This is a genomic window from Ectopseudomonas guguanensis (genome assembly GCF_900104265.1).
GTDB lineage: Bacteria > Pseudomonadota > Gammaproteobacteria > Pseudomonadales > Pseudomonadaceae > Aquipseudomonas > Aquipseudomonas guguanensis.
In genome coordinates this window covers 186,062-206,677 of the sequence record NZ_FNJJ01000011.1, presented here as the reverse complement: position 1 = coordinate 206,677, position 20,616 = coordinate 186,062, and the positions used below count along the sequence as shown (strand labels likewise).

General features: G+C 65.7%; 13 protein-coding genes. 4 read left to right on the top strand and 9 right to left on the bottom strand.

Annotated features, from left to right (window positions below; all coding sequences use genetic code 11):
- The first annotated feature begins 27 nt into the window (after window positions 1-27).
- The 3 genes from BLS61_RS16950 to BLS61_RS16940 all read left to right on the top strand — a co-directional run bounded on the left by BLS61_RS16950 (window position 28) and on the right by BLS61_RS16940 (window position 5,058).
- Window positions 28-1,398: a DUF1329 domain-containing protein gene (locus BLS61_RS16950; protein ID WP_090432821.1), complete on the top strand. Its 1,371-nt coding sequence runs from the start codon at window positions 28-30 to the stop codon at window positions 1,396-1,398.
- Window positions 1,399-1,590: 192 nt separating this feature from the next.
- A complete protein-coding gene (locus BLS61_RS16945; protein ID WP_394328152.1) occupies window positions 1,591-2,685 on the top strand; it encodes a WD40/YVTN/BNR-like repeat-containing protein in 1,095 nt (364 codons plus the stop codon).
- Window positions 2,686-2,703: 18 nt separating this feature from the next.
- A complete protein-coding gene (locus BLS61_RS16940; RefSeq protein WP_090432817.1) occupies window positions 2,704-5,058 on the top strand; it encodes an efflux RND transporter permease subunit in 2,355 nt (784 codons plus the stop codon).
- Window positions 5,059-5,476: 418 nt separating this feature from the next.
- Here BLS61_RS16940 and BLS61_RS16935 read toward each other — a convergent pair whose 3' ends face one another.
- The 9 genes from BLS61_RS16935 to BLS61_RS16895 form a co-directional block, all read right to left on the bottom strand.
- The gene (locus BLS61_RS16935; protein WP_090432816.1) at window positions 5,477-7,117 is read right to left on the bottom strand and encodes a BatD family protein; all 1,641 of its coding nucleotides are present in this window, start codon (window positions 7,115-7,117) and stop codon (window positions 5,477-5,479) included.
- On the bottom strand, window positions 7,114-8,877 hold the full coding sequence (locus BLS61_RS16930; RefSeq protein WP_090432815.1) for a VWA domain-containing protein: 1,764 nt from the start codon (window positions 8,875-8,877) through the stop codon (window positions 7,114-7,116). The genes BLS61_RS16935 and BLS61_RS16930 overlap by 4 nt, the downstream gene beginning before the upstream one ends.
- Window positions 8,874-9,878, bottom strand: coding sequence for a vWA domain-containing protein (locus BLS61_RS16925; protein ID WP_090432813.1), 1,005 nt, complete (start codon window positions 9,876-9,878; stop codon window positions 8,874-8,876). Before BLS61_RS16925 ends, BLS61_RS16930 begins: the two co-directional genes overlap by 4 nt.
- On the bottom strand, window positions 9,871-10,365 hold the full coding sequence (locus tag BLS61_RS16920) for a DUF4381 domain-containing protein (RefSeq protein WP_090432811.1): 495 nt from the start codon (window positions 10,363-10,365) through the stop codon (window positions 9,871-9,873). Before BLS61_RS16920 ends, BLS61_RS16925 begins: the two co-directional genes overlap by 8 nt.
- Window positions 10,362-11,309 (bottom strand): DUF58 domain-containing protein, encoded by a 948-nt coding sequence (locus tag BLS61_RS16915; RefSeq protein ID WP_090432809.1) that lies wholly within the window; start codon window positions 11,307-11,309, stop codon window positions 10,362-10,364. Before BLS61_RS16915 ends, BLS61_RS16920 begins: the two co-directional genes overlap by 4 nt.
- Window positions 11,310-11,447: 138 nt before the next feature.
- Window positions 11,448-12,407 (bottom strand): AAA family ATPase, encoded by a 960-nt coding sequence (locus tag BLS61_RS16910; RefSeq protein ID WP_090432807.1) that lies wholly within the window; start codon window positions 12,405-12,407, stop codon window positions 11,448-11,450.
- A gap of 175 nt (window positions 12,408-12,582) precedes the next feature.
- A complete protein-coding gene (locus BLS61_RS16905; protein WP_090432805.1) occupies window positions 12,583-13,512 on the bottom strand; it encodes a 5-oxoprolinase subunit C family protein in 930 nt (309 codons plus the stop codon).
- A complete protein-coding gene (locus BLS61_RS16900) occupies window positions 13,509-14,222 on the bottom strand; it encodes a 5-oxoprolinase subunit B family protein (RefSeq protein WP_090432803.1) in 714 nt (237 codons plus the stop codon). Before BLS61_RS16900 ends, BLS61_RS16905 begins: the two co-directional genes overlap by 4 nt.
- Complete coding sequence (locus BLS61_RS16895; protein WP_090432801.1) at window positions 14,219-14,971, bottom strand: 5-oxoprolinase subunit PxpA; 753 nt, start codon at window positions 14,969-14,971, stop codon at window positions 14,219-14,221. The genes BLS61_RS16900 and BLS61_RS16895 overlap by 4 nt, the downstream gene beginning before the upstream one ends.
- A 470-nt stretch (window positions 14,972-15,441) precedes the next feature.
- Between BLS61_RS16895 and BLS61_RS16890 the strand changes: the two genes are divergently transcribed.
- The gene (locus tag BLS61_RS16890) at window positions 15,442-20,283 is read left to right on the top strand and encodes an NAD-glutamate dehydrogenase (RefSeq protein ID WP_090432799.1); all 4,842 of its coding nucleotides are present in this window, start codon (window positions 15,442-15,444) and stop codon (window positions 20,281-20,283) included.
- Window positions 20,284-20,616 lie beyond the last annotated feature (333 nt).

The window sequence follows — 20,616 nt, the reverse complement described above, 5'->3', positions numbered from 1 at the left end:
GGCAATACTCTTCACGGAGAATTACCCATGCTGAACAAGCACAGGCTGATGGCCGTAGCCGTTGCACTGGCGTTTTCCGCCGGTTCTGCACTGGCCGGCGTTTCCCCGCAGGAAGCCGCCAAACTCGGCGATACCCTGACTCCCTTCGGCGCCGAGAAGGCCGGCAATGCCGCCGGCACCATCCCGGCCTGGACCGGTGGCATCACCCAGGCGCCGGCCGGTTACACCCGCTCGGGCCAGCACCACGTCAACCCGTTCCCGGAAGACAAGCCGCTGTTCACCATCACCGCGGCCAATCTGAGCCAGTACGAGGCCAACCTGACCCCGGGTCAGATCGCCATGTTCAAGGCGTATCCGGAAACCTATCAGATGCCGGTGTACCAGACCCGCCGCTCCGGCTCCGCGCCGCAGTGGGTCTATGACAACACCATCAAGAACGCCACCAGCGCCAAGCTGGTCGATGGCGGCAACGGCTTCACCAACGCCTACGGCGGCATTCCGTTCCCGATTCCGCAGAACGGCGTCGAAGCGCTGTGGAACCACATCGCCCGCTACCGCGGCACCTACATCGTGCGTCGCGCCTCGGAAGTGGCGGTGCAGCGCAACGGCTCCTACTCGCTGGTCACCTCGCAGCAGGAAGCGCTGTTCAAGTACTACCTGCAGAACGGCTCCTTCGCCGACCTGAACAACATCATGTTCTATTACCTGTCGTTCACCACCAGCCCGGCGCGTCTGGCCGGTGGCGCGACCCTGGTTCACGAGACCCTGGATCAGGTCAAGGAGCCGCGTCAGGCCTGGGGCTACAACGCCGGCCAACGCCGCGTGCGTCGTGCGCCGAACCTGGCCTACGACACGCCGATCGCCGCCGCCGACGGCCTGCGCACCGCCGACGACACCGATATGTTCAACGGTGCTCCGGATCGCTATGACTGGAAGCTGGTGGGCAAGAAGGAAATCTACATCCCGTACAACAACTACAAGGTCACCAGCCCGGACGTTAAGTACAAGGATCTGCTGCAGGTCGGTCACCTGAATCCGGCGCTGACCCGTAACGAGCTGCACCGCGTCTGGGTGGTCGAGGGCACGCTAAAGTCCGGCGCCCGCCACATCTACTCCAAGCGCACCCTGTTCCTCGACGAGGACAGCTGGCAAGCGGCGGTGGTGGATCAGTACGACGGCCGTGGCGAGCTGTGGCGCGTTTCCATCGCCTACCTGAAGAATTACTACGACCTGCCGACCACCTGGTCTGCGCTCGACGTGTTCCACGACCTGCAGGCGCGTCGTTACCACGTGCAGAACCTGGACAACGAAGAGAGCAACACCATCGACTTCACCCAGGCGGTTCCGGACGACGGTTATTTCAAACCGGCCGCCCTGCGTCGCCGCGGCACTCGATAATAGTCGTGTAGCTTCAAGCGAAGGCCGCTACAGTAGTAGCGGCCTTTTCGTATCAGCTTGGCGAATAGGCTTCTATAACGCGGGTTTTGCCTTAACAAAACATAACGTCGCGCCAATTGTCAGGGCTTTCCGAAGCTCGCTAGGATGGGCGGAATCAGTAGTACCGCCTATAACAAGAAAGGGGGAAGGTATATGAGTGAGCCCGTCATGCGGCGCACCCAGTCCGGTCTGGCGCCCAAGCAGGCGCGCAAATCGGCGCTCCGTGTCCATTCGCCGCTGGCTAAAGCGCTCTCGCTGTGCAGTGTGCTTTCCATTCTGGCTTTCGCTGCCGCACCCTTGCAGGCCGAAACCTCGGCTGCAGCCGATGCCGTCTACGCCATCGAGTCGCCCAAGGCCGTACACAGCCTGCTGCTCGATGTGGTCAATACCGGCGAGCGTCTGGTTGCCGTCGGCGACCGTGGCCACATTCTCTATTCCAACGACCAGGGGCAAAGCTGGCAGCAGGCGAAGGTTCCGACCCGGCAGATGCTGACGTCGCTGTTTTTCGTCGACGCCCAGCATGGCTGGGTGGTCGGTCACGACGCGCAGATTCTTGCCACCACCGATGGCGGCCTGACCTGGACCAAGCAATACGAAGACCTGGAGCGCGAAGCGCCGCTGCTCGACGTCTGGTTCAAGGATCTCGAAACCGGCTACGCCGTGGGCGCCTATGGCGCATTGCTGGAAACCACCGATGGCGGCCAGAACTGGGAAGACGTCAGTGATCGTCTCGACAACGAGGACGCCTATCACCTCAACGCCATCACCGCGGTGAAGGATACCGGTCTGTTCATCGTCGGCGAGCTGGGCGGCATGTTCCGTTCGCGTGACTGGGGCGAGACCTGGGAGACCGTCGAGGACAAGCCCTACGAGGGCTCGCTGTTCGGCGCACTGGGCACCGACGAAGCCGGCACGCTGCTCGTCTACGGCCTGCGTGGTCACCTGTTCCGCTCCACCGACTTCGGTGACAGCTGGCAGCAGATCAGTCTCAACACGCCTAACAATGGCCCGCTGGAGTTCGGCCTGGCCGATGGCACCCTGCTGCGCGATGGCAGCGTTGCGGTGGTCGGCCACGGCGGCACCGTGCTGCGCAGCAACGATCACGGCCAGACCTTTACCCTGAACAATCGTCCCGACCGCCTTTCGCTGGCCGGGGTAACTGCACTGGATAACGGCAACCTGATCCTGGTGGGGCAGGGCGGCGTTCACCTCGCCGCCTCGACTGGCGCCGATCTGGGCCAACAATAACAAGCCGGGAGCCTTTGCATGACCAAGCATCAACAACAGCCCGCCTCCTTCCTCGAGCGGCTGATTTTCAACAATCGCCCGGCGGTGATCCTCATCTGCCTGCTGATCAGCATTTTCCTGTTCTATCAGGCTGCACAGGTACGTCCGCAGACCAGCTTCGAGAAGATGATTCCCCTGGGGCACCCCTATATCCAGAAGATGCTCGAACACCGTAATGACCTGGCCAACCTGGGCAACACGGTGCGCATCTCGGTAGAGGCCACCAACGGCGACATCTTCAGCAAGGAGTACATGGAGACGCTGCGGCAGATCCATGACGAGGCCTTCTACATTCCCGGCGTCGACCGTTCCGGCCTGAAGTCGCTGTGGAGCCCCAGCGTGCGCTGGACCGAAGTGACCGAAGAAGGCTTCGCCGGTGGCGAGGTGATCCCGCAGACCTACGACGGTTCCGCCGACAGCCTGGAGGATTTGCGCAGCAACATCCTCAAGTCGGGGCAGATCGGTCGCCTGGTGGCGAACAACTTCAAGTCCAGCATCGTCGACATCCCGCTGCTGGAGTCCTACCCGGACCCCAACGACCAGAGCAAGCTGATCAAGCTCGACTACCAGAAGTTCTCCCACGAGCTGGAAGAGAAGATCCGCGACAAGTACGAGGCGCAAAACCCCGATGTGAAAGTGCACATCATCGGTTTCGCCAAAAAGGTCGGTGATCTGATCGACGGCCTGATCGGCGTGGCGCTGTTCTTCGCCGTGGCCATCGGCATCACCTTCGTGCTGCTGCTGTGGTTCACCCACTGCTTCAAGAGCACCCTGGCGGTGGTGATCACCACCCTGGTGGCGGTGATCTGGCAATTGGGCCTGCTGCACACCCTGGGCTTCGGTCTCGATCCCTACTCGATGCTGGTGCCGTTCCTGGTGTTCGCCATCGGTATCTCCCACGGGGTGCAGAAGATCAACGGCATCGCCATGGCCTCGGGCGATGCGACCGATGCCCTGTCTGCCGCGCGCATGGCCTTCCGTCAGCTGTTCATCCCCGGCCTGGTGGCGCTGCTGTCCGATGCCGTCGGCTTCGTCACCCTGTTGCTGATCGATATCGGCGTGATTCGCGAACTGGCCATCGGCGCCTCGATGGGCGTGGCGGTAATCATCCTGACCAACCTGATCCTGCTGCCGGTCGTCATTTCCTATATCGGCATCGGCAAGCGCGCGGTGAAGAAGAGCCGCGAGGAGGCCGCCAAGGATCACCCGATCTGGCGCGCGATTTCCAACTTCGCTCATCCGATGGTGGCGCCGATTTCCGTGGTGATCGCCGTGGTGGCGCTGGCTGGCGGCGTCTGGTACGGGCAGAACCTGAAGATCGGCGACCTCGACCAGGGCGCGCCGGAGCTGCACCCGGATTCGCGCTACAACCTGGACAACGACTTCGTCATCCGCAATTACTCGACCAGCTCCGACGTGCTGGTAGTCATGATCAAGACCGGCCCCGAAGGCTGCTCGACCTATGACAGCCTGGCCGCGATGGACGAGCTGATGTGGAAGATGGAGAACACCGAGGGCGTGCAATCGGCCATCTCCATGGTCACCGTGTCCAAGCAGGTGATCAAGGGCATGAACGAGGGCAACCTGAAATGGGAGACCCTGTCGCGCAACCAGGACGTGCTGAACAACTCCATCGCCCGTGCCGAAGGCCTGTACAACGCCGACTGCTCGGTGGCGCCGGTGCTGATCTTCCTCGAGGACCACAAGGCCGAGACCCTGTCGCGTGCCGTGGCTGCCGCCGAAGAATTCGCCGCACAGCACAACACCGACGAACTGCAGGTGGTACTGGCGGCCGGTAACGCCGGTATCGAAGCGGCCACCAACGAGGTGATCGCGGCGTCCGAAACCACCATGCTGATCGCGGTGTACGCAGCGGTGAGCATCATGTGCCTGCTGACCTTCCGTTCGCTGGCCGCGACCCTGTGCGTGATCCTGCCGCTGGTGCTGACCTCGGTGCTGGGTAACGCGCTGATGGCTTTCATGGGCATCGGTGTGAAGGTCGCCACCCTGCCGGTGATCGCCCTGGGCGTGGGTATCGGTGTCGACTACGGCATCTACATCTACAGCCGTCTGGAAACCTACCTGCGTCAGGGCATGTCGCTGCAGGACGCCTACTACGAGACGCTCAAGTCCACCGGCAAGGCGGTGCTGTTCACCGGCGTCTGCCTGGCCATCGGCGTGGCGACCTGGATCTTCTCGGCGATCAAGTTCCAGGCAGACATGGGCCTGATGCTGACCTTCATGTTCCTGTGGAACATGATCGGCGCGATCTGGCTGCTGCCGGCCCTGGCCCGCTTCCTGATCAACCCGGAGAAGCTGCGCGCCAAAGCCTGATGGCCTATGCGTAAAACGAAAACCGCGGCCGAGTGCCGCGGTTTTTGTTTTTATGGCGGTGACGAGAAGTGCTCGCCATCGCGGCAGTTGATGCGCACGGCGCACCCTACCCAGCGCCTCGTAGGGAGCGCCGCGCGCACCGGGGATGAACGTTGATCTGCCGGATCGGCGCATATTCCCATACCCCGTCGAGCTGTCGCCGCGGGGCGGGGTATAGGCGGAGAACCGCTGTAGCTGCGGTGCGCACGGCGCACCCTACGTGTCGCCAATCAGTGCGTAGGGTGTAGTGCATAGGGTGGGCCGGGCGGCGATCCGCTTCAGCCCACCAGGGGCAGCCGCTGTCGGTGGGCTGAAGCCCACCCTACGTTGCTACCAGTTGCACGCCTCGGATTGCATATCCTGCACGCCCATCGCGCGCCTAGCGCGGATATAGCGGCGGCAGCGCGCTGCTTTCCTGCGGTGCGGCGCTCGGCTCCTGCGCGGCGGGCAGGTTGCGAATGGCTTTCCACAAATCTTCGCCCTGCCAGTGCTGGCCGGTTTCGCTGTACAAGGCGCCGTTGAGACCGTCCAGCGCATCCGACAGCGGCACGTAGCGCGCCGCCATATCGGCGAGGGTTTCCGGCTGCTGCCGCGCCCAGGCATCGAGGGCGTGACGGGTCGCCTGGGCGTCGCCAGCCTGACAGGCGCGTTTGAGGTCGTCGAGCAGCGTGCGCGGGCTCGGGCCTGCCTGCGCTGCGCGCTGGATCGCCGGTTGCCGGCGTGCATGCCACCACAGGCCGAAACCGAGCAGGGTGGTCAGGCTCAGCAGGGCGCAGGCCAGTTGCCAGGGCCACAGTTCCGGCCCCTCGATCACCTGGGTGGTCACCATCGGCGTGTTGGGCTGTTCGTCGTTCTGCAGTTGCGGATTCTCGGCAACCTGCAGGGTGCGGGCGGCGAGGGTGGTGCGCTCCAGCGTGTCGGTCTGGGTATTCCACCACAGCACTTCCAGCGGCGGCAGGTCGAAGCTGCCGGCGCGGCTGGGCACCAGCGCCTCGCGCTCCTCGCGGGTGCCGATGATGCCGCTCTCGCTTTTCTGGTCGTTCATCTGCGGCTGGTCCGGATAGCGCCGCAGGCCCTCGACCTGGGTTGCCGGCAACGGCGGCAGCTGCGCGCTGGAAAGGCCATCGACCTTGAGAATCAGGCGGCGGGTCAGGGAATCGCCAACCTGGCTCTGCTGCGGTTGCGGGTTCCAGGTTTCCGCCAGGCCCAGGGCCCGTGCCGGCAGCCAGGGGGCGTCAGGCGGGTAGTCGGCCGGTTTGGCCTTGACCTGCAGCGGAATGTCCGGTGATTTGACCCGCGTGACCTTGCCGGTGCGCGGGCCGAAGGGCAGGAAGTCGTTGTTGCGCGAGCGGTCGACCAGGGTGGCGCTGAAGGTCTGCCCGGGGATCAGCAGTTCGCCGCTGCGCTGCGGATAGATGGCGTATTGCAGTTCGATCACGCCATGCAGCACGCCACCGATGCTCTTCTCGTAGGTACGCGGCTCGCCCAGTTGCTCGATGCGGGCATCGGCTATGCGCAGGGGCGTCAGGCTGCTGTCGTCATACATGGAAACCGAGTGGTAGATGCGCAGGGTCAGTATGGCCTGGGCCTGTACGTAGACGCTTGGCTGGTCGAGGCTGGCATCGATGAACACCGGTGCCAGCCTGTCACCGTCACCGGCGCTGACGGCTTCCTCGACGTTGAGCGTGATCGGCAGGGTTTCGGCATCTTCCAGGCGAATCGCCGGGATCGTCACTTCGCCGCTGCGGCGCGGCTGCAGGGTGAGGATCCAGCGGGTGCTGGCGCGTGGCGTGTCACCGATGCTGCTCAGGCGGTTGACCTGGCGGCTGCCGAGAATCTCGAAATCCCGCTCCAGCGGGCTCAGGTCGGGGCGGCCGAAGCGGGTCGGGTCGGTGGATTCCAGCGTCAGCACCACGGTCTCGCCTTCGCTCAGGCGGGTGCGGTCGACGCTGGCGAAAAAGGCTTCGGCCTGGGCCTGCCCGGCGAGCATGAGAAGAAGCAGGAAGACCAGACGCTTCATCGGTTCGAGTCCTGACGCTGTTGCTGTTCATACCAGAATTTGCGCCGCAGCAGCTCGGCCGGATCGTCCGGGATCTGCCGCAGCCATTGTTCCAGCGCTTGCCTGCGCTCTGCCGCGGTGCCCAGATCGGCTTCCGTGCGGGGTTGGCCCACGGGTTCGGCATCGTCCGGGCTTTCATGGACGCTGGCGGGTTGGCTGTCTTGCCCGGCGCCATCGGCCGTGCCCTGGGCTTCGCCGCTTTCGCTGTTGTCGCCGGCAGCGGCGGGCTGAGCGGGTTGCGCGGGTTGTGCAGCAGTGCTCTCGGCGGGCTGTGAGGTGGCGGATTCACTCGGCTCGGCCGGCTCGTCGGATTCCTGTTGCTGGTCCGAATCGCCCTCGCCGGACTGCTGCTGATTCTCGCGCTGGCGCAGTGCTTCTTCCACCAGGGCCTTGTTGTGCTGCGCGGCGGCCAGCTCCGGCTGGCGTTCCAGGGCCTGCTCATAGGCGTCCAGCGCCGCCTCCAGCGCGCCGGCCTTGGCCAGGGCGTTGCCGCGATTGTAGTGATCGGCGGCGCCGTCGCCCTTGGCGAAACGCTCTGCGGCGGCGGAATAGTCCTCGGCCTCGAACAGCGCCTTGCCTTGCCACTGCGAGTCGACGAAGCGCTGCGCCGCCTCGGCCGGGCGTTGCGCCTGCAGCAGGCGCTGGCCTTGCTGATCGGGACGCAGCCACAGATCGTTGAATTCGAAGGCCTGGCTGCTTTGCGGCGGCAGCATCAGCAACAGCGGCAGGCAGAACAGCCAGCCGCGGCGTCCGGCGCAGGCGGCCAGCAGCAGCAAGGGCAGCAGCAGCCAGTAGCCCTGGTCGATACGGCTGTCGAGCCGTGTCGGTTCGGTCGCCGCGCGCATGGCCTGCGGGCCGTCGAGCAGGCCGAGGCGGCTCAGGTCTTCGTCGTCCAGGCGTATCGCGGCATAGCGGCCGCCATGGGCCTCGGCGGTTTCCCGCAGGACGCGGGCATCGATGCGCGGAATCAGGATGGCGCCGCGCGAGTCCTTGAGAAAGCTGCCGTCCTCCTGCACCACCGGGGCGCCTTCGCGGCTGCCCACACCGAGCACCAGCAGTGGTACCGAGCGCTTGCCCAGGGCCTGCTGGATGCCGTTGCGTTCCTCGTCACCGAGGTCGCTGGTGACCAGCAACAGGCGACCCTGGCCCAGTTGCGCCTGGTCGAGCAGTTGTAGCGCACGCGCCACGGCCAGGTCGGCGCGACGCCCCGGCTCCGGCATCAGCGAGGGTTTCAGCGCTTCGAGCAGGTTGCGGCTGGTGGCCAGGTCGTCCGACAGCGGCACCAGGCCATGGGCGCTGCCGGCATAGACGATGATCGCCGTCTGCGCGTCGCGGCGTGCCTCGAGCAGGTCGAGCAGCTTGCGCCGGGCCTGTTCCAGGCGGTTGGGTCTGCCATCGGTGGCGAGCATCTGCGGCGTCAGTTCGAGCACAACCACCAAGGGATCGGCAGGCTTCTGGCTGCTTTGCTCGACGCGCTGCCAGCTGGGGCCGAGCAGCGCCAGCACGGCCAGCAGCCAGGCCAGGCCGAGCGCCAGCCAGGGCAATTTGCTCGAGCGGCCGCTGCCGCCCTTGAGCAGTGCCTGATGGAAGGCCGCCGGCAACAACAGCTGCCAGCGCCCGCTCTGCCGTTCGCGATGCCACAGGCGCCAGAGCAGCCAGGCCAGCACGGGCACGGCCAGCAGCCACAATGGGCGCAGCCATTCCGGCCAGAACAGGATCATGCCCGCCTCCTCAGCCGCTGTAGCAGGTCGGGCCAGAGCACCTGGCTGACCAGCAGCAGCGAGCCCAGCAGCGCCAGTGCCAGGGGCCAGGCGTAGAGCGCCTGAGCCGGGCGGGCGAGGGTGGGTTGCTGGGCGACCGGTTCGAGGCGATCGAGGGTCAGCTCGATCTGCTCCAGCTCGGCCTGATTGCGTGCGCGGAAATACTCGCCACCGGTCGCGTCGCTGATCGCGCGCAGGCTGGTTTCGTCCAGATCCAGGGCGCTGAAACCGAAGCTGCCGAATGCGCCGCCTTGCTGCGGATCGGCGCCGATGCCGATGGCATAGATGCGCACGCCTTCGTCGGCGGCCAGTTGCGCGGCCACCATCGGGTCGATTTCGCCGCCGTTGTTCGCACCGTCGGTGATTAGCACCAGCACCCGGCTTTGCGCAGGACGTTGGCGCAGACGCTTGACCGCCAGGCCAATGGCGTCACCGATGGCGGTGTTCTTGCCGGCGATGCCGATCATGGCTTCGTCCAGCCAGGTGCGCACCGTGTGACGGTCAAAGGTCAGCGGCGCCTGCAGATAGGCCTGGCTGCCGAACAGGATCAGGCCGACACGGTCACCACGGCGGCCTTCGATGAAATCGCCGAGCAGGCGTTTGACCAGCTCCAGGCGGCTGATCGGCTCGCCGTCCCACTGCATGTCGGCGTAATCCATGGAGCCGGAGACATCCACGGCCAGCAGCAGATCACGGCCGCTGGCCGGCAGCGGCAGGGGCTGACCGACCCATTGTGGCCGTGCCGCGGCGCACAGCAGCAACGCCCAGAGCAGCACCAGCGGCGCCTGCTGACGCCAGCTGGGCAGGGCGGCGCGGGCGCGGCGACCGCTCAGGGCCTGCAGCTCGTCCAGAAAGCCGACACGCAATGCGGCGTCACCGCTGTCGGCTGGGGGCAGCAGCAGACGCAGCAGCCAGGGCAGCGGCGCGAGCAGAAAGACCCAGGGCCAGGCGAACTCAAACATGCTTGCGAATCCAGGTAGCGACGGCCTGATCGAGTTCCGCGATGGCCTTGTCACTCATCGTGCATTGTGGCCTGTAGCTGCCATCGACGAGGATCATCCAGCGGGTCAGGCCGGCCGCCGGGCAGCGGTTGTCGAGAAACGCCAGCCAGGCCCGGCTGCTCAGGGTGTGGCTGGCGCTGTCCGGGTAGCGTTCGCGGCACAGGCGCTTGAGCAGCGCGTTGAGTTGCTGCAGCCAGGGCCCGGCGGGTGCGCCATCATAGGGTTTGCGCAAGGTGGCCAGCTCGTCGAGCGCCGCCTGGCGCAGTGGGTCGAGTGCCTGCTGCACCTTCGCCTTGGGTGGGCGCCGCCGCCAGTTGCGCAGCAGGCGCCAGAGCCCCCAACCCAGCAGCGGCAGCAGTACGGCGAGCAGCCACCAACCCGGGGCCGGCGGCCACCAGGGTACGGGCGGCGGGTCGATCAGCGGTAGCAACTGGTCGATGGGGTTCACAGGGATTTTCTCGAATGCAGGGTGCTGAGTTGCTCCTGCAACTGCTCGACCAGTTCGGACTGCGTGCTCAAGGGTAGCAGCGGCACGCCGAGCTTCTGCGCCAGACGCTGCCAGCGCGCCTCACGCGCCTGGGCCTGGGCGCGATAGGCCTGGCGCAGGTCGCCGTTGTGGCTGTCCAGCTCCAGCTGCGCGCCGCCCTGGGTAAAGCGCAGCAGGCCGGCTGCCGGCAGGGCGTGATCGAGAGGATCGGACAGCGGCAGCAGCAACAGGTCGGTGTGGCGCGCGAGCAGCGTCAACTGTTGCTCGGCGTTGTCGCTGAGGGCACGCTCGTCGCACAGCACGATCACCAGGCTGCCCGGGCGCAGTACTTCGCGCGCGCGGCGCAGGGCCAGGCCGAAGTTGTCGCGGGCGGTGTTGGCCTGGCTCTCCGGGCCGAGCGCCTGGTTGGCGCGGGCCAGCAGGTTGAGCAGTTGCAGCAGGCTCTGCTTGCTGCGTCGGGGTTTGACCTCGTGATGTTCGTTGTCGGCGAACACCAGGCCGCCGATACGGTCGTTGTGGCCCAGCGCGGCCCAGCCGATCAGCGCCGCGGCGCGGGCAGCCAGCACCGACTTGAAGCACAGGCCGGAGCCGAAGAACAGGCGCTGGCTCTGTTCGGCGATGATGAAGATGGGGCGCTCGCGCTCTTCGTGGAACAGCTTGGTATGCGGCTCCTGGGTGCGTGCGGTGACGCGCCAGTCGATGGTGCGCACGTCATCGCCGGCCTGATAGACGCGCACTTGGTCGAAGTCCACGCCACGGCCGCGCAGCTTGGAGTGATGCAGGCCCGCCAGCGGGCTGCGCCGAGCCGGGGTGGAGAACAGCGGCACTTCATGCACCTTGTGACGCATGTCGATCAGCTCGCCGAGGGTGATATGGATGCCGGGTGACAGGGGCTGGCTGGACATATTGATCTCACGCCATCCTGCCGAGCTCCCTCGCCCATTCATGGGAGAGGGCTGGGGAGAGGGTGGGGCTTTTCGCTGCCCTCTCCCCCGGCCCCTCTCCCGCAAGCGGGAGAGGGGAGACAAGCCTATTGCGCTGCATCAGGCCACCGCCACCACGTCGAGGATGCGCTGGATCACACGGTCCTGATCGACGCCCGAGGCTTCGGCCTCGAAGGACAGGATGATGCGATGGCGCAGCACGTCGAACAGCACCGCCTGGATGTCTTCCGGGCTGACGAAGTCGCGCCCGGCCAGCCAGGCGTGGGCGCGCGCGCAGCGATCGAGGGCAATGGAACCGCGCGGGCTGGCGCCATAGGCGATCCAGTCGGCCAGCTCGGCGTCGAACTTGGCCGGGCTGCGGCTGGCCATCACCAGTTGCACCAGGTACTCCTCCACGGCATCGGCCATGTACAGGCCGAGAATTTCCTTGCGTGCGGCGAACACCGCCTGCTGGCTGACCCGGTGCTCGGGCTTGGCCTCGCCATTGAGCGCATCGCCACGGGCCTGGGCGAGAATCTTGCGCTCCACCGCCGCATCGGGAAAGCCGATCTTGACGTGCATCAGGAAACGGTCGAGCTGGGCTTCGGGCAGCGGGTAGGTGCCTTCCTGCTCGATGGGGTTCTGCGTGGCCATGACCAGAAACAGCGGCGATAGATCGTAGGTCGAGCGGCCCACCGAGACCTGGCGCTCGGCCATGGCCTCGAGCAGCGCCGACTGCACCTTGGCCGGGGCGCGGTTGATCTCGTCGGCCAGCACCAGGTTGTGGAAGATCGGCCCTTGCTGGAACACGAAGCTGCCAGTCTCCGGGCGATAGATCTCGGTGCCGGTGATGTCGGCCGGCAGCAGGTCCGGGGTGAACTGGATGCGATGGAACTCGCCCTCGATGCCTTCGGCCAGCTCCTTGATCGCCTTGGTCTTGGCCAGACCGGGGGCGCCTTCGACCAGCAGATGGCCGTCGGCGAGCAGGGCGATCAGCAGGCGCTCGATGAGCTTGTCCTGGCCGAGAATCTGGGTGGAGAGAAATTGGCGTAACGCGACCAGCGCTTCACGGTGTTCCATCGTCGGGCTCTTCTGGCGGATGAGCGGGCTTGCGAAGCCGCGCGTGCAGACCGCCGACTTTAATGCATTTGCCGCTTCAGCCGCTATCTGCGGCGCGGGTCATGAAAGGGCCGGCAACAGAAATGCGAGGCAGGTCGCCGACGCTGATATCGACCATGGCCGGGCAGGCGCGCGGCTATCGCCACTGCGTCAGAAGCCGGCGCTGGGCGAGCAGGGCGCCGTCCTGCGTGGTGGGCGTCAGGCGCAGCGTCTGGCCCGGCAGGCACTGCGCCAGCCGGGCCACGGCCTGTGGCGTCAGCGCGCCCAGGCGTGGGTAGCCGCCGATGGTCTGGCGGTCATTGAGCAGGATGATCGGCTGGCCGTCCGGCGGCACCTGCACGGCGCCCAGGGGAATGCCTTCGGAGATCATCGCGCCACGCTGGCATTGCAGCTGCGGCCCCTGGAGGCGGATGCCCATGCGGTCGGCGCGCTGATCGATCAGCCACTCGCTGTTGAAGGCATCGAACAGGCTCTGCCCGCGGAAGTCGCCGATCTGCGCGCCCAGAATCAGCTGCAGGCACGGCGTGGTCTGGTACTCGGGAATGAACTCGGCGGGCATCTGCCGCGTTGCATCGGCGCTGCCGCTCCAGCCCGGAGCATCGCCGACGGCGAGGGCGCGGCCATCGCCGTGCAGCCCACCGAGGCCCTCGCGCAGCATGCTGGCGCAGCTGCCGAGTACCTGTGGCGCCTGGAATCCACCCGGCGCGGCCAGGTAGGCGCGCGCGCCCTGGCGCGGCTGAGCGAAGCTCAGGCGCTGGCCTTCAAGTACCTTGAAACTGCGCCAGGGCATCAGCGGCTGGTCGTCCAGCCGTGCGCCGAGGTCGGCCCCGGTCAGCGCCAGCGTGGCGTCGCGAGTGCATTCGAACTCGGCGTCACCCAGGGTGATCTCCACCACTGCGGCAGTCAGTGGGTTGCCCAGCAGCCAGTTGGCCCAGCGATGGGCAATCCAGTCCAGGGCGCCGCACTGGGTCACGCCGAGGTGGCGCACGCCGAAGCGGCCAGCGTCCTGCAACTGAATGAAGGGGCTGCTGCGCACTACCCGCAGGCCGCCATCGATGGCGCTCATTGGCTGGCCTCCAGGGGACTGTCGTCACCGCCCAGGCGGATGAATTCGGCACGGTCGATGGGCACGAAGCGCACACGGTCACCCGGTTGCAGCAGGCTGTAGCCCTCGATATCGCTGCCGAACAGTCGACTTGGCGTGCGTCCGATCAGGTTCCAGCCGCCGGGCGAGACCACCGGGTAGGCAGCCGTCTGCCGTTCGGCGATGCCGACGCTGCCGGCGGCGATGCGCTTGCGCGGCGTGCTCAGGCGCGGCGTGGCAAGGATTTCCTCGACCAGGCCCATGAAGGCGAAGCCTGGAGCGAAACCCAGGGCGAATACCTGATAGGCATGCCGGCTATGGCATTCGATCACGTCGGCCTCGCTGAGCCCACTGCGCTGTGACAGCAGTTGCAGCTCCGGGCCTACGCTGCGGTCGTACCAGGTAGGCAGCTGGTGTTCGCGGCCCCCTTCAAGATCGGCAGGCTGCAGGCCGTCGAGTGCCTCGGCGACCTTCGCCCGCGCCTGGTTGCCGTCGAGCTGGCACAGGTCGTAATGCAGCAGCAGCGTGGTGTAGGAGGGCACCAGATCGATCAGTGCAGTGCCGAAAGCCTCCTGCAGGCGCATGCGTGCGGCCAGCATCCACGGCATGTTGGCTTCATCGATATGTTCGAACAGGCGCAGGATCAGGCTGTCGATGCCGGCGACCTCCAGCCGGGCCTCGGGCGCCTTCATGCCCGGGCCAGGCCGTCGAGGGCCTGGCGGATACGTTGCACGGCAGCCACCGAACTGGCGTTGTCGCCGTGCACGCAAAGGGTCTGCGCATTCAGGTGCAGCGCGCTTCCGTCGCTGGCCTGCAGCGCCTCGCCTCGTGCCAGGGCGAGCGCCTGGCTGACGATCACCTCGCTGTCGTGATGCACGGCGCCCGGCAGGCTGCGGCTGAGCAGGAAACCTTGCGAATCGTAGGCGCGGTCGGCGAAGACTTCGAACCACAGGGTCAGGCCGAATTCCTCACCCAGGGTCTGTGCCGCGCTGTTGTCGCGGGTGCACATCAGCATCAGCGGCAGTTGGCGGTCGTACTTGGCCACGGCGCTCATCACCGCGCGCAGGGTGGCGGGCTTGCGCATCATGTCCTGATACAGCGCGCCGTGTGGCTTGACGTAGCTGACGCGGGCGCCCTGGCTGCGGCAGATGCCTTCCAGCGCGCCGATCTGGTAGAGCATCAGGTCTTCGACTTCCTGCGGCGTGCAGTCCATCGAGCGGCGGCCGAAACCGACCAGGTCCTGGTAGGCGGTGTGTGCACCGATGCGTACGTCGTGGGCCACGGCCAGGGCCACGGTCTTGCGCATCACGCTGGGGTCGGAGGCGTGGAAGCCGCAGGCGATGTTGGCGCAGTCGATGAAGGGCATGACCTCGGTATCCAGACCCATGGTCCAGGCGCCGAAGCTTTCGCCGATGTCGCAGTTCAGAAGCAGGTCGTTCACGCGGGAGCTCCTCTGGCAGGCAGCCGATAAGCCGTTGTGGCCGGGGCCGTCATCACTTGTCGCCATTTTTCAATGGTCTGCCGGAGGCGTCCAACTAATTAAAGCGTGCGCCGGATATAGGAAAGTCGATGAGGCTCAGGCCAGGCGGAACTGGCTGGCGCTGCCCGAAGCCATGCGCGGCGCCTGAGCGCTCGCCATGGCCCGCCTCGCGCTGCGCTGGCGGGCCATGGCCTGTCTTTTTTGCACCGTGTCGGTGCAGCCTTGAAAGAAAATGTCGCAGCGCCGCAAGCGGGCGTGGGGCGTCCCTCGTTAAGCTCGTCGGCCATGTGTGACCACCCGGTCGCTCCCTCACGCCGGTCCGCTTGCGACTTCCAAGTGTCATTGTCGCTTCATGGACTAACGTTGAACTAACACTTCGCGACAGCGATCCAGACTTCCTGTCGAACCACCAGCCCAATGGAGCAAAACCCATGGCGTTCTTTACGGCGGCCAGCAAAGCCGACTTCCAGCAGCAACTGCAAGCGGCCCTGGCACAGCACGTGAGTGAGCAGGCGCTGCCACAAGTAGCCCTGTTCGCCGAACAGTTCTTCGGCATCATCGCCCTCGAAGAGTTGACCCAGCGACGTCTGTCCGACCTGGTCGGCTGCACCCTGTCGGCCTGGCGAATGCTGGAGCAGTTCGATCACGCCAAGCCGCAGGTGCGTACCTTCAACCCCGATTACGAGAAGCATGGCTGGCAATCTACCCACACCGCGGTGGAGATCCTGCATGGCGACATCCCGTTTTTGGTCGACTCGGTACGCATGGAACTCAATCGCCACGGCTACAGCATCCATACCCTGCAGAACAGCGTGTTCAGCGTGCGCCGCGACAAGAGCGGCCAGTTGCTGGAAATCCTGCCCAAGGGCACCCAGGGCGAGGGCGTGCTGCAGGAAGCGCTGATGTTCCTGGAGATCGACCGCTGCGCCAGCAGCACCGAGCTCAAGACGCTGGAGCGAGCCATTCACGAAGTGTTCAGTGACGTGCGCCTGAGCGTCGCCGACTTCCAGCCGATGAAGGCCAAGGCGCGCGAACTGCTGGCCTGGCTCGATCGCGCCAAGCTCAAGGTGGACAAGCCCGAGCTGGATGAAATCAAGGTCTACCTCAACTGGCTGCTGGACAACCACTTCACCTTCCTCGGCTACGAGGAATTCACCGTCGCGCCGACTGCCGATGGCGGCACCATGGTCTACGACGAGAAATCCCTGCTCGGCCTGTCCAAGCGCCTGCGCACCGGGTTGTCCGCCGAGGAACTGCACATCGAGCCGGAGGCGGTGGCCTACCTGCGCGAGCCGCAGCTGCTGTCGTTCGCCAAGGCCGCGGTACCGAGCCGCGTGCATCGCCCGGCCTACCCGGATTTCGTTTCCATCCGCGAACTCGATGCCAAGGGCAACGTGGTCAAGGAATGCCGCTTCATGGGCCTGTACACCTCGGCGGTGTACGCCGAGAGCGTGTGGAACATCCCCTACATCCGCCGCAAGGTAGACGTGATCAAGCAGCGCTCGGGCTTCGACAGCAGCGCCCACCTGGGCAAGGAACTGGCCCAGGTGCTGGAAGTGCTGCCGCGTGATGATCTGTTCCAGACCCCGGTCGACGACCTGTTCAACACCGCGCTGGCCATCGTGCAGATCCAGGAGCGCAACAAGATTCGCGTGTTCCTGCGCCGCGATCCCTACGGCCGCTTCTGCTACTGCCTAGCCTACGTGCCACGCGACGTCTACTCCACCGAAACCCGCATGAAGATTCAGCAGGTGCTGATGGATCGTCTGCAGGCCACCGATTGCGAGTTCTGGACCTTCTTCTCCGAGTCGGTACTGGCGCGCGTGCAGTTCATCCTGCGCGTCGATCCGAAGAACAAGACCCAGATCGACCCCGTGCGCCTGGAGAAGGAAGTCATCCAGGCCTGCCGTTCGTGGAAGGACGACTACGTCGGGCTGATGGTGGAAAGCCTCGGCGAGGCGCAGGGCACCAACGTCCTGGCCGAATTCCCCGGCGGTTTCCCGGCCGGCTACCGCGAGCGTTTCGCCCCGCATTCGGCGGTGGTGGACATGCAGCACCTGCTCAGCCTGAGCAACGACAAACCGCTGGTGATGAGCTTCTACCAGCCGCTGGCGCAGGGCGACCAGCAGCTGCACTGCAAGCTGTACCATGCCGACACGCCGCTGCCGCTGTCCGACGTGCTGCCGATTCTGGAGAACCTCGGCCTGCGCGTGCTCGGCGAGTTCCCCTACAAGCTGCGCCGCAATGACGGCCGCGAGTTCTGGATTCACGACTTCGCCTTCACCTACGCCGAAGGCCTGGACGTCGACATCCAGCAGCTCAACGACACCCTGCAGGACGCCTTCATCCATATCGTCGGTGGCGATGCCGAGAACGATGCGTTCAACCGCCTGGTGCTGACCGCCGCCATGCCCTGGCGCGACGTGGCCCTGCTGCGTGCCTATGCGCGCTATCTCAAGCAGATCCGCCTCGGTTTCGACCTCAGCTACATCGCCTCGACGCTGATCAACCACGCCGATATCGCCAAGGAGCTGGTGCGTCTGTTCCGCACCCGTTTCTACCTCGCGCGCAAGCTCACCGCCGAGGACCTGGAGGACAAGCAGCAGAAACTCGAGCAGGCCATCCTGGCTGCGCTGGACAACGTCGCCGTACTCAACGAAGACCGCATCCTGCGTCGCTACCTGGACCTGATCAAGGCGACCCTGCGTACCAACTTCTTCCAGACCGATGCCAATGGCGCGGCCAAGTCCTATTTCAGCTTCAAGCTCAGCCCGCGCCTGATTCCGGAAATTCCGCGGCCGGTGCCGAAGTTCGAGATCTTCGTCTACAGCCCGCGCGTCGAGGGCGTGCACCTGCGCTTCGGCGACGTCGCCCGTGGCGGCCTGCGCTGGTCGGATCGCGAGGAGGATTTCCGTACCGAGGTGCTTGGTCTGGTCAAGGCGCAGCAGGTGAAGAACGCGGTGATCGTGCCGATGGGCGCCAAGGGCGGCTTCGTGCCGCGCAAGATGCCGGTCGGCGGCTCGCGTGACGAGGTGATGACCGAGGGCATCGCCTGCTACCGCATCTTCATCAGCGGCCTGCTGGACATCACTGACAACCTCAAGGACGGCGAGGTGGTGCCGCCGCAGAACGTGGTGCGCCATGATGCCGACGACCCCTATCTGGTGGTGGCGGCGGACAAGGGCACCGCGACCTTCTCCGACATCGCCAACGGCATCGCTGCCGAGTACGGATTCTGGCTCGGCGACGCCTTCGCCTCCGGCGGTTCGGCCGGTTACGACCACAAGGGCATGGGCATCACCGCCAAGGGCGGCTGGGTCTCGGTGCAGCGCCACTTCCGCGAGCGCGGCATCGACGTGCAGAAGGACAACGTCACCGTGATCGGCATCGGCGACATGGCCGGCGACGTGTTCGGCAACGGCATGCTGCTGTCGGACAAGCTGCAGCTGGTGGCCGCCTTCAACCACATGCACATCTTCATCGATCCGAACCCGGATGCGGCCAAGAGCTTCGCCGAGCGCAAGCGTCTGTTCGACTTGCCGCGTTCGAGCTGGGCCGACTACGACAGCAAGCTGATCTCCGAAGGCGGCGGCATCTTCCTGCGCAGCGCCAAGAGCATCACCATCACCCCGCAGATGAAGGCGCGCTTCGATATCGCCGCCGACAAGCTGGCGCCCACCGAGCTGCTCAACGCGCTGCTCAAGGCACCGGTCGACCTGCTGTGGAATGGCGGTATCGGCACCTACGTCAAATCCAGCAAGGAAAGCCACGCCGACGTCGGCGACAAGGCCAACGACGCGCTGCGCGTGGACGGACGTGAACTGCGCGCCAAGGTGGTGGGCGAGGGCGGCAACCTGGGCATGACCCAGCTCGGTCGTGTCGAGTTCGGCCTGCATGGCGGCGCCAGCAACACCGACTTCATCGACAACGCCGGTGGTGTGGACTGCTCCGACCATGAAGTGAACATCAAGATTCTGCTGGGCGAGATCGTCTCCGGTGGCGACATGACCGAGAAGCAGCGCAACAAGCTGCTGGCCGAGATGACCGATGACGTGTCCGAACTGGTGCTGGCCAACAACTACAAGCAGACCCAGGCGCTGTCGCTGGCCGAACGCCGCGCCCGCGAGCGCGTCGGCGAGTACAAGCGCCTGATGAACGCGCTGGAGAGCGCCGGCAAGCTGGATCGCGCCCTGGAGTTCCTGCCCTCGGACGAGGAGCTGAACGAGCGCGCCACCAACGGCCAGGGCCTGACCCGTCCGGAGCTGTCGGTGCTGATCTCCTACAGCAAGATCGACCTCAAGGAATCCTTGCTCAAGTCCCTGGTGCCGGACGACGACTACCTGGCGCGCGAGATGGAAACCGCCTTCCCGGCGATCCTCACCGAGAAGTTCGGCGACGCCATGCGCCGTCATCGCCTCAAGCGCGAGATCGTCAGCACGCAGATCGCCAACGATCTGGTCAACCACATGGGCATCACCTTCGTGCAGCGCCTGAAGGAGTCCACCGGCATGAGCGCGGCCAACGTCGCCGGCGCCTACGTGATCGTGCGTGACCTGTTCCGCCTGCCGCACTGGTGGGCGCAGATCGAGGCGCTGGATTACAAGGTGCCGGCCGAACTGCAGCTGCAGCTGATGGACGAGCTGATGCGTCTGGGCCGTCGTGCCACCCGCTGGTTCCTGCGCAGCCGCCGCAACGAGCTGGACGCCGCTCGCGACGTGGCGCACTTCGCGCCGCGCATCGAGGCGCTGGTTGGTCGTCTGGACGAGCTGCTCGAAGGCCCGGCCCGCGAACAGTGGCTGGCGCGTTACCAGAGCTTCGTCGAGGCCGGCACGCCGGAAGAGCTGGCGCGCGTGGTAGCCGGCACCAGCCACCTGTATACCCTGCTGCCGATCATCGAAGCGGCGGATGTCACCGGCAAGGACGCCAGCGAGGTGGCCACCGCCTACTTCGCCGTCGGCGGTGCGCTGGAGTTGTCCTGGTACCTTCAGCAGATCACCAACCTGCCGGTGGAGAGCAACTGGCAGGCGCTGGCCCGCGAGGCCTTCCGCGATGACCTGGACTGGCAGCAGCGCGCGATCACCGTATCGGTGCTGCAGATGGTCGATGGTCCGCAGGAGATCGAAGCGCGCGTGGCGTTGTGGCTCGACCAGCATCAACGCCTGGTCGACCGCTGGAAGGCGATGCTGACCGAGCTGCGCTCGGCCACCGGCACCGACTACGCCATGTACGCGGTGGCCAACCGCGAGCTGATGGACCTGGCGCAAAGCGCCTGAGCTGTCCGCTGAAATGAAAGAGCCCCGCCAAGTGCGGGGCTTGTTTTTTGGCGCGGTATTCACAGGCCTACGTAGCCCGGATGAAATCCGGGGAATTTTCCGCCGCTGCCCCGGATTACATCCGGGCTACGTACCCAGGTTCTCCGCAAATGTGCTCCCCTCTCCCATTCATGGGAGAGGGGCTGGGGGAGAGGGCGGTAGCGCCGCGAGTCGTCCGCCTGTCTCGCCAGACGGAAATCCGTAGCCCGGATGCAATCCGGGTCAGGCTCAGGAACGCCCCGGATTTCATCCGGGCTACACATCCAGGTTCTACGCAAATGTGCTCCCCTCTCC

What these genes read in the sequence shown, in the direction of transcription:
- BLS61_RS16950 (WP_090432821.1), top strand. Translation starts at nt 28, where the DNA reads ATGCTGAACAAGCACAGGCTGATGGCCGTAGCCGTTGCACTGGCGTTT.
- BLS61_RS16925 (WP_090432813.1), bottom strand. Translation starts at nt 9,878, where the DNA reads ATGTTTGAGTTCGCCTGGCCCTGGGTCTTTCTGCTCGCGCCGCTGCCC.
- BLS61_RS16935 (WP_090432816.1), bottom strand. Translation starts at nt 7,117, where the DNA reads ATGAAGCGTCTGGTCTTCCTGCTTCTTCTCATGCTCGCCGGGCAGGCC.
- BLS61_RS16890 (WP_090432799.1), top strand. Translation starts at nt 15,442, where the DNA reads ATGGCGTTCTTTACGGCGGCCAGCAAAGCCGACTTCCAGCAGCAACTG.
- BLS61_RS16910 (WP_090432807.1), bottom strand. Translation starts at nt 12,407, where the DNA reads ATGGAACACCGTGAAGCGCTGGTCGCGTTACGCCAATTTCTCTCCACC.
- BLS61_RS16900 (WP_090432803.1), bottom strand. Translation starts at nt 14,222, where the DNA reads ATGAAGGCGCCCGAGGCCCGGCTGGAGGTCGCCGGCATCGACAGCCTG.
- BLS61_RS16915 (WP_090432809.1), bottom strand. Translation starts at nt 11,309, where the DNA reads ATGTCCAGCCAGCCCCTGTCACCCGGCATCCATATCACCCTCGGCGAG.
- BLS61_RS16940 (WP_090432817.1), top strand. Translation starts at nt 2,704, where the DNA reads ATGACCAAGCATCAACAACAGCCCGCCTCCTTCCTCGAGCGGCTGATT.
- BLS61_RS16945 (WP_394328152.1), top strand. Translation starts at nt 1,591, where the DNA reads ATGAGTGAGCCCGTCATGCGGCGCACCCAGTCCGGTCTGGCGCCCAAG.
- BLS61_RS16930 (WP_090432815.1), bottom strand. Translation starts at nt 8,877, where the DNA reads ATGATCCTGTTCTGGCCGGAATGGCTGCGCCCATTGTGGCTGCTGGCC.
- BLS61_RS16905 (WP_090432805.1), bottom strand. Translation starts at nt 13,512, where the DNA reads ATGAGCGCCATCGATGGCGGCCTGCGGGTAGTGCGCAGCAGCCCCTTC.